The sequence below is a fragment of the Acinetobacter sp. Colony158 genome (assembly GCF_019264745.1).
Lineage (GTDB): Bacteria > Pseudomonadota > Gammaproteobacteria > Pseudomonadales > Moraxellaceae > Acinetobacter > Acinetobacter ursingii.
In genome coordinates this window covers 900,732-900,991 of record NZ_CP078523.1, presented here as the reverse complement: position 1 = coordinate 900,991, position 260 = coordinate 900,732, and the positions used below count along the sequence as shown (strand labels likewise).

General features: G+C 37.7%; 1 protein-coding gene. It reads right to left on the bottom strand.

Going from position 1 to position 260, the window contains the following annotated elements; translation table 11 throughout:
• A partial coding sequence (locus tag JR005_RS14425) for a type II secretion system F family protein (RefSeq protein WP_228731741.1) occupies positions 1-260 on the bottom strand: 260 nt, incomplete at both ends.

Genomic DNA, 260 nt, shown 5'->3' with positions numbered 1-260 from the left:
ATCACAATAATCATAATGAACCAGTAGGATTGCATCCATTTTGACATATTCACCACCATCTGGGTAAAAGCAGGAAGTTCTGCACCAAATGAGCTAAATAAATCCTGAAAGACGGGGACGACTTTTACCATCAAAATAATCGTGACAATCACTGCAACAACAATGACAGTAATCGGGTATTTCATGGCTTTTTTGATTTTTTGTTTTAAAAGCTCACTTTTTTCCTTGTAGATCGCGACACGATCTAGCATGGTTTCGAG